This is a genomic window from Streptomyces sp. NPDC043738 (genome assembly GCF_056436545.1).
In genome coordinates, this window is sequence record NZ_JBWKCJ010000009.1 from 210,101 (window position 1) to 217,518 (window position 7,418).

The window sequence follows — 7,418 nt, forward strand, 5'->3', positions numbered from 1 at the left end:
GCAGGTCTCCGCGAAAAGGAAACAGCCATGTCAGACGAATCGATCCGTTTGTTGTCGGTGAGCGCGGTGCCTTATTCCTATCGGGTGCTGCGGCAGCCGGACCGGGTCACCGAACCCGTCATGATCCTGGGCGGCGCTCTTCAGGGCATGCACGGCTGGCCGGCGATGGAGGATCATCTCGGGCCGGTGGCAGATGTGGTGACGGCCGACCTGCCCGGCATGGGGAGCGCGGGACCGCTGCCCCCGGGGCCGGTGGTCGCCCTCATGTGCAAGGCGGTCGAGGGCATCATCGACGACCTGGGCGTGCCGCAGATCAATCTCTTCGGCTACTCGTTCGGAGCCACCCTCGCCTTCGCCTGCGCCCAGCGCTTCCCCCAGCGCATCGCCCGGATCGCCCTCGGCGGCGTACCGGCCGAGCTCAGTGCCGAGCTGCTGACCGAATGCCATCAGGCCATCCGCTGCCTGGAGAACGGCGACTTCGAATCCTTCGCCACCATGGCCGCCAAGGCTCTGATGTGTCTTGACGAGGAACGGCATGTCGCCCGGCGGCGGCTCGCCTACCGTTACGTCCGGCGCTCGCTGCTGCACTCCGCGCAGCGCTCGCCGCACGCCGCCGCCGACTCCCTGCGCCGCGCGCTGTCGGAACACCCGGACTTCACCGGCGGCCTGACCGGCGTCCCGACGCTGATCTTCAGCGGTGAGCACGACACCGTCACCTCCGCCGCCCGGCATCGCGATTTCGCCGCCACCGTCCCGGGCAGCCGGGTCGTGACCATCCCCGACTCCGACCACTGGGTGATCCTCGAACGCGCCGAGGACGTCGCCGACTTGGTCGCCCGCTTCTTCACCGACGCGCCGCTGAAATCGGCTCCCTGCCTGGTGCCGGTCGCGCGCGAGGAGCTGTCGGTGGCGGGCCCGGCGTACGTATGACACTTGCACGCCTCGAAGCGTAGATCCCCTTGCGGTTATATAACCGGGGAGGCATGCTAAGGCCATGCCCATACCGTTCGACGTACTCGCAGAGCCGAGCCGGCGCAGGATCCTCGACCTGCTCCTGGAGCGCCCCCGGCTGGTCGGTGAGCTCACCGACCAGCTCGGGCTGAGCCAGCCCGGCACGTCCAAGCACCTGCGGGTGCTGCGCGAGGCCGGGCTGGTCCGGGTCCGGCAGGACGCCCAGCGCCGCTGGTACGAGCTGCGGCCCGAGCCGCTCGCCGAGCTGGATGCCTGGCTCGCGCACTACCGGCATCTGTGGGCCGGGAGCCTCGACGCTCTGGAACGGCATCTCGACGCCACAAAGGACGACCCGCGATGAACCCGCACTCCGACACCCTCACCTCGTCCGGCGGTCGCCATGCGCTGCGCATGGAGCGCAGGCTCGCCCATCCGCCCGCGAAGGTCTGGTCGGCGATCACCGACCCGGCGCAGCTCGGGCGGTGGTTCCCCTCCGAGGTCACGGTGGAGCTCCGGCCCGGCGGGGCGATGACCTTCACCATGCCCGGTGTGAGCGACGTCGCCATGACCGGTACGGTCACCGACGCCGAGGAGCCCCGCCTGTTCGCCTTCACCTGGGGCGAGGACCATCTGCGCTGGGAGATCACTCCGGACGGCGACGGCTCGCTGCTGACCTTGGTGCACACCTTCGGCGACCGGTTCGGCGGGGCCAGCTTCGCCTCCGGCTGGCATCTGTGCGTCACCGCGCTGTCACAGCTGCTCGACGGCGAGTCGACGGCCGTCGAGCCCGACACGGGCGAGCTGCACGAGGCGTATCTGGAGCAGTTCGACCTCGGGCACGGCACGGTCGAGGACACCGCCGACGGCCCGCGCATCCGCTTCGAGCGCCAGCTCGTGCGGCCGGCCGAGACCGTCTGGGCGGTGCTTGCCTCGGGGGACGAGCCCGTGGCGTGCGCACCCGCGCCGGCCGGCTTCACCACACAGAAGGTGCCGGGCGGGCCGGTCACCGAGGTACGGGCCCCGTCGGTGCTGGCCTACCGCTGGCATCCGGACGGCCAGGTCCGCTGGGAGCTGGGCAGCGGCACCGGCCATGGCGCCCGCCTCGTCCTCACCCAGACCGGCCCGCGGGGCTTCGACACGGACACCGCGCTGGACGCCTGGCACGACCGGATCGAGCATCTCGCGGCACGGCTGCTGGAGGACTGACTCCCGCACCGCATCGCCGTACACCGTGCCCCCCGCGGATTCCGTGGGGGGCACGGGCGCGTCCGGTGCCGCGCGGAAGCGCTCGCCGGCGGTGGTGCCGCGGCGTCCGCGACGCCGTTTCGCCGCTTCCGGGGTGTGAGCCAGGCAACTTCAGCGGGGCCGGAGAGGGGGCCCGGAAGCCCTCGCCAGGTGATGCGGGGCACGCGACCTACGTCACGTACGAACTCCGCTAGTCGACGCCCTTCCCGGCGCACACCGCGAAACAAGGCGTTTATAACGGGCATATCGCTCCAACTCACGAAGATGGGTAGTACAAGGCACCTTTGCCACCATCCAGGGCGCTCGCTAAACATGTTCCGGGTAGCACCGAGAACGAGCCGGAGACCTCAGCCAGAGCGGCGAGCGCGGCAATGACCCTCGGTTCTCACGCGCCGACCGAAGGCCGCTCCCCCCGCCACCAAAGCCCTGGAAGAGGTCACCTCGCATGCCCAGCTTCACCCTGCCCCGCCCTGCCCGCATCACCCGCACGCACAAGATCTCCGCGGCGCTGGTGGCATCCGCGAGCTGCGCCGCCGCCCTGGCGTTCACCGCCGCACCGAGCGATGCCGCGACCACGTCCAGCGCGTCGGCCGCCGTCAAGCCCGTGAGCGCCAACGGCCTGCCGCTGACCGCGAAGGACCGGGCCGACGACGGCGAGAAGAGCAAGCTGGTCGCCTCGTCCGTGACCGACCGCCTCAAGGTCACCGCGGTCGAGAAGCAGGGCCACACCGCCAAGGAGGCCGCCAGCCGTTCCATAGAGCGCAAGGCGATAGCCGCGCCGAAGGCCGCCCCCAAGAAGGCGCCGAAGGTCGCGCCCAAGCGCTACGCGAACAACCTGGACGGCTGGATCCGTGAGTCGCTCGACATCATGAAGGCCAAGGGCATCCCCGGCTCCTACGACGGCCTGCACCGCAACATCATGCGCGAGTCCAGCGGCAACCCCAACGCCGTCAACGACTGGGACATCAACGCCATCAACGGCATCCCCTCCAAGGGCCTGCTCCAGGTGATCCAGCCCACCTTCGACCGCTACCACGTCTCCGGCACCCCCCACAACCTCGTCGACCCCGTAGCCAACATCACCGCCGCCGCCAACTACGCGGCCGACCGCTACGGCTCCATCGACAACGTCAACTCGGCCTACTGAGCCGGGTACGACGACCTCCGGCACGGCCGGAGCGGACCCACGGAGTGCTGCGGCGCAACACTCCGACATGGCAACGGCACTGGCCCTGCCCGCACTTCGCGGGTGGGGCCAGTGCCGTTGCCGTTGCCCTTGCCGTATCGGCGTGGGCGTCAGAAGCCGGCGTTCCGCGCCGCGCTGCTGCCCAGCAGACGGTCGAGCACCGCGCCGGCGAGGCCGAATCCCTCCTGGTCCTGGGCGGTGAGGTTGCGGCTGTCATCGACGGACTTCGCCGGGGCGCGACGCTCCTCCTCGGCGGTGGTGGGCGCCGGGGCGCGACGCTCCTCCTCGGCGGTGGTGGGCGCGGGCGCGCGGCGGTCCTCCTCAGCGGTGGTGGGCGCCGGGGCGCGGCGGTCCTCCTCGGCAGCCGTCGGCGCCGGAGCGCGGTGCTCCTGCTCAGCGGCGGCAGGCGCCGGAGCGGGGTGGCGGTCGCGGTCCTCGCTGGCAGGCGCGGGGGCAGGGTGACGGTCCGCATCGACAGACGCCGCGGTGGCAGCGCCCGTCGCGAGGAAACCCGAGACGAGAAGACCGCTGAGAACAACGGCAGTACGACGGAACATGAGCACTTCCTTACGATGAGTGACTACTGCGTGCGATGTCACTTTCAGGGAGCCGGGGCCCGTAGTCATGCAACAGCCCCGGGCGCTGCTGCGAACGGACCAGCGACTACCGCCGTATCGACGTATCGGGGCGCTCCCAACGGCCCAGCCGGTGCCTCGCGCCGTACTGCGCGACGCCGCGCACCGACGGTTTCCCGCCCGTCGCCGCACAAGTGAATTGGGGCACAAATGCCGCCCTTATGGCCTCGTCAGAAGTGCCCTGCACCACATTCCGGGCAATCACCCGGGGCGCCCTCGGACAGCCGGGTGGATGAATCCCCTTCGATGCGCGTATGAAGTGGCTCTGCGGAGCGGTAATTCCGGTGTGAGCCAGACAACTTACGGGCCCCGGCAGCGGGGGCTTTACGGCCGCTATCAAGTGATGCGGGGCACGCGATGTACGTCACTTACGAAGGTGCTTAGTCGAATGTCCCGCAGTCATTACCAGCCCTCACGGAGAGAACCGCCCATTACCTCGGCGTCCAGGGTTTATCTCACGAAGACGAGTAGTACAGAGCCCCATTGCCTCGATTCCGGGCCGTCGCTAAACATGGATTCCGACGCACCGAGAGCGAGCTTGCGACTCACGCCCCCCACGGCGAACGCGGCAATGACCTCCGGTGAATCACGCGCCGCCCAAAAAGGCCGCCTCCCCGTCCCCGTACCTGGAAGAGGTCCCTCTGCATGCCCAGCTTCAACCTGTCCCGCGCTGTCCGTGTCACCCGCATTACCCGCACCCACAAGGTCGCCGTGGCCGTCCTGGCCGCCGCGGGTGCCACCTCGGGCCTGGCCATGGCCTCGGCCCCGGACACCGCACAGGCTGCTTCTGAGCACGCCCCGGCAGCGGTCAAGCCCGTCAACGCCAAGGGCATGCCGGCCAAGGCCGACGAGGCCGAGACCGCCCGCCCGGTGACCGCCTCGGTCGCCGACCACGTCAAGGTCACCGCGGTGGCCAAGCAGCACACCGCCCACCAGGCCGCCAACCGCTCCGCCGAGCGCAAGGCCGTCAAGGAGTACCCGAACAACCTGGACGGCTGGATCCGTGAGTCGCTGGACATCATGAAGGCCAAGGGCATCCCCGGCTCCTACGACGGCCTGCACCGCAACATCATGCGCGAGTCCAGCGGCAACCCCAACGCCGTCAACGACTGGGACATCAACGCCATCAACGGCATCCCCTCCAAGGGCCTGCTCCAGGTGATCCAGCCCACCTTCGACCGCTACCACGTCTCCGGCACCCCCCACAACCTCGTCGACCCCGTAGCCAACATCACCGCCGCCGCCAACTACGCGGCCGACCGCTACGGCTCCATCGACAACGTCAACTCGGCCTACTGAGCCGACGGCGTCCACGAGCCGTCGCGCCGGCGCACACGGGCCGGCCCCGGGTGAAGCCAGGGACATGACGGACACCACACACGAGCCGACGGGCTCGGCATGAGGCAGCTCGCGAAGCGGCGGAATGGCGCGTTCGCCGCTGCGCAGCGATGACGGAGCGGGTCCCGGCACTGCCGGGGCCCGCTCCGCTTTCGGTTCGGCGGGCACCGAGGGCCGGGCCGGGGCCGTGGTCACCCCGCCCGCGACCCCGAACCGGACCCGGGCCCGGGGTGACCACTTCTGACGGCCGGACGGGTGAGATGCGCAGCCGGTCGGCGGACTGACGGCCTGTTGGGTCATAGAGTCAGGCAGTTCTGCGTATAAGTCTTTTATCGGCAGAACTCTGCTCAAAAGCTGCCGAACGTGACTCAACCGAAGGCCTCGGAGGCATGCGATGCCCTTGCGCAGATCCGGTCCGGCCCGCCGCACAGTCTCCCTCGCGGCCGGAACGCTCTTTTCTCTTCTCTCCGTGCTCGCTCTGCCCCTCGCGCTGCCCGGCTTCGCCACGGCGTCGGATGCCGGAAAGAGACCCGCCCACCCCGAGCAGGACTGGATGGGTTCCACCATCGCCGCCCGCGAGGGCGTCGACCGGGCCGGCGGCGGCCTCGAACCACAGGCCACGCACAGCAAGGCGGTGGCCGGCGTCGACGTCTCCAGCCACAACCACCACGTCAGCTGGTCGGGGCTGCGCAAGTCCGGGGTGCGCTTCGCGTACGTCAAGGCCACCGAGGGGAACAGCTACACCAACCCGTACTTCGCCCACCAGTACCGGGGCTCCTACTCCGCCGGCATGATCCACGGCGCGTACCACTTCGCGCTGCCCGACCACTCCAGCGGCAGCACGCAGGCGCGCTACTTCGCCGACCACGGCGGCGACTGGTCCAGGGACGGCAGGACGCTGCCCGGGGCGCTCGACATGGAGTACAACCCCTACGGCGCGACCTGTTACGGCAAGAGCGCCAAGGCGATGGTCCACTGGATCCAGGACTTCGTGGAGACCTACCGGGAGGAGACCGGCCGCGACGCGGTCATCTACACCTCCACCAACTGGTGGAAGCGGTGCACGGGCAACTCCGGCAGGTTCGGCCGGAGCAACCCGCTGTGGATCCCGCGCTACGGCTCCTCGGTCGGTGCGCTGCCGGGCGGCTGGCGGTACCACAGCATCTGGCAGCACACCTCCTCCGGCCACCCGGTCGGCGACCACAACCGCTTCAACGGCAACTACGGCCGCCTGAAGGTCCTCGCCAACGGCCACTGAGCCCGCCCGAACCGACCCGCACACCCCACCCGGTCCCCGGCGCCGCAGCAGGCGCCGGGGACCGGGTGCATGCCGGCGCCCCCGCGCCGACGCCGTCTTCGACAACACGATTCGAACAATGGGGAATTCACGTCCGGGTACAACCATCCACCGTCGAGCGCGGTCCAACACTGCGATACGACCACGCGACGCACACCACCCGACGGGGGTATTCCCATGAAGCGTCCACGTGCCATCGCAGGAGCCGCCGCACTCGCCGTGGCCGGCCTCGCCACAATGGCGACGGCCACCACCGCCTCCGCCGCTCCGACCGCCGCCGCGTACAACGGAGCCTGCGGCAGCGGCTACAGCGTAGTGAATTCCGTACCGGTCACCGGAAAGGGGACCGTGTACCTGACGTACAGCGCAAGGACCGGAAAGAACTGCGTCGTGACGGTGCGGAACAGCCCCGGTAGCCCGGTGTACATGTACACCTATCTCACGGCCACCGACGGCAGTTCCGACTGGGTTTACGACAGCGGTGAATACACCTCCTACGCCGGCCCGGTCTACCTGCCCGCAAAGGGCCTTTGCGTGGACTGGGGCGGCACGATCGAATCGGTCAGCGTCAGCGTTTCCGGCTCCAACTGCGGCCGTATGGCAGCCGGGGTCGTCACGCACCACTGACCTCGCACCGACGGACCGCTGACCGACCGTCGCCCGCTGTACGGGGGGGGGGGGGGGGGGGGGGGGGGGGGGGGGGGGGGGGGGGGGGGGGGAGGGGGGTGGGGGGGGGGGGGGAGGGGAGGGGGGGGGGTAAGGTGGG

General features: G+C 69.9%; 8 protein-coding genes. 7 read left to right on the top strand and 1 reads right to left on the bottom strand.

Annotation, left to right across the window (positions count from 1 at the left end):
- Positions 1-27 precede the first annotated feature (27 nt).
- From AC0680_RS15470 to AC0680_RS15485, 4 genes are all read left to right on the top strand, one after another.
- The gene (locus AC0680_RS15470; protein WP_478628499.1) at positions 28-930 is read left to right on the top strand and encodes an alpha/beta fold hydrolase; all 903 of its coding nucleotides are present in this window, start codon (positions 28-30) and stop codon (positions 928-930) included.
- Positions 931-994: 64 nt separating this feature from the next.
- Positions 995-1,312, top strand: a complete 318-nt coding sequence (locus AC0680_RS15475; RefSeq protein WP_468984542.1) for an ArsR/SmtB family transcription factor — start codon at positions 995-997, stop codon at positions 1,310-1,312.
- Entirely contained in the window at positions 1,309-2,157 is an 849-nt protein-coding gene (locus AC0680_RS15480) for an SRPBCC family protein (protein ID WP_478628502.1), read from the top strand. Before AC0680_RS15475 ends, AC0680_RS15480 begins: the two co-directional genes overlap by 4 nt.
- A 484-nt stretch (positions 2,158-2,641) precedes the next feature.
- Positions 2,642-3,343, top strand: coding sequence for a transglycosylase SLT domain-containing protein (locus tag AC0680_RS15485; protein ID WP_478628504.1), 702 nt, complete (start codon positions 2,642-2,644; stop codon positions 3,341-3,343).
- Positions 3,344-3,492: 149 nt separating this feature from the next.
- Here the strand turns inward: AC0680_RS15485 and AC0680_RS15490 are convergent, their stop codons facing one another.
- Positions 3,493-3,939 (bottom strand): hypothetical protein, encoded by a 447-nt coding sequence (locus AC0680_RS15490; RefSeq protein ID WP_478628506.1) that lies wholly within the window; start codon positions 3,937-3,939, stop codon positions 3,493-3,495.
- Between the two features lie 723 nt (positions 3,940-4,662).
- On the opposite strand from AC0680_RS15490, the gene AC0680_RS15495 reads away from it, so the two are divergent.
- The 3 genes from AC0680_RS15495 to AC0680_RS15505 all read left to right on the top strand — a co-directional run bounded on the left by AC0680_RS15495 (position 4,663) and on the right by AC0680_RS15505 (position 7,279).
- Positions 4,663-5,316 (top strand): transglycosylase SLT domain-containing protein, encoded by a 654-nt coding sequence (locus tag AC0680_RS15495; protein WP_478628509.1) that lies wholly within the window; start codon positions 4,663-4,665, stop codon positions 5,314-5,316.
- Positions 5,317-5,749: 433 nt separating this feature from the next.
- The gene (locus AC0680_RS15500; protein ID WP_478628510.1) at positions 5,750-6,613 is read left to right on the top strand and encodes a lysozyme; all 864 of its coding nucleotides are present in this window, start codon (positions 5,750-5,752) and stop codon (positions 6,611-6,613) included.
- Positions 6,614-6,829: 216 nt separating this feature from the next.
- Complete coding sequence (locus AC0680_RS15505) at positions 6,830-7,279, top strand: spore-associated protein A (RefSeq protein ID WP_478628512.1); 450 nt, start codon at positions 6,830-6,832, stop codon at positions 7,277-7,279.
- Positions 7,280-7,418: the final 139 nt, after the last annotated feature.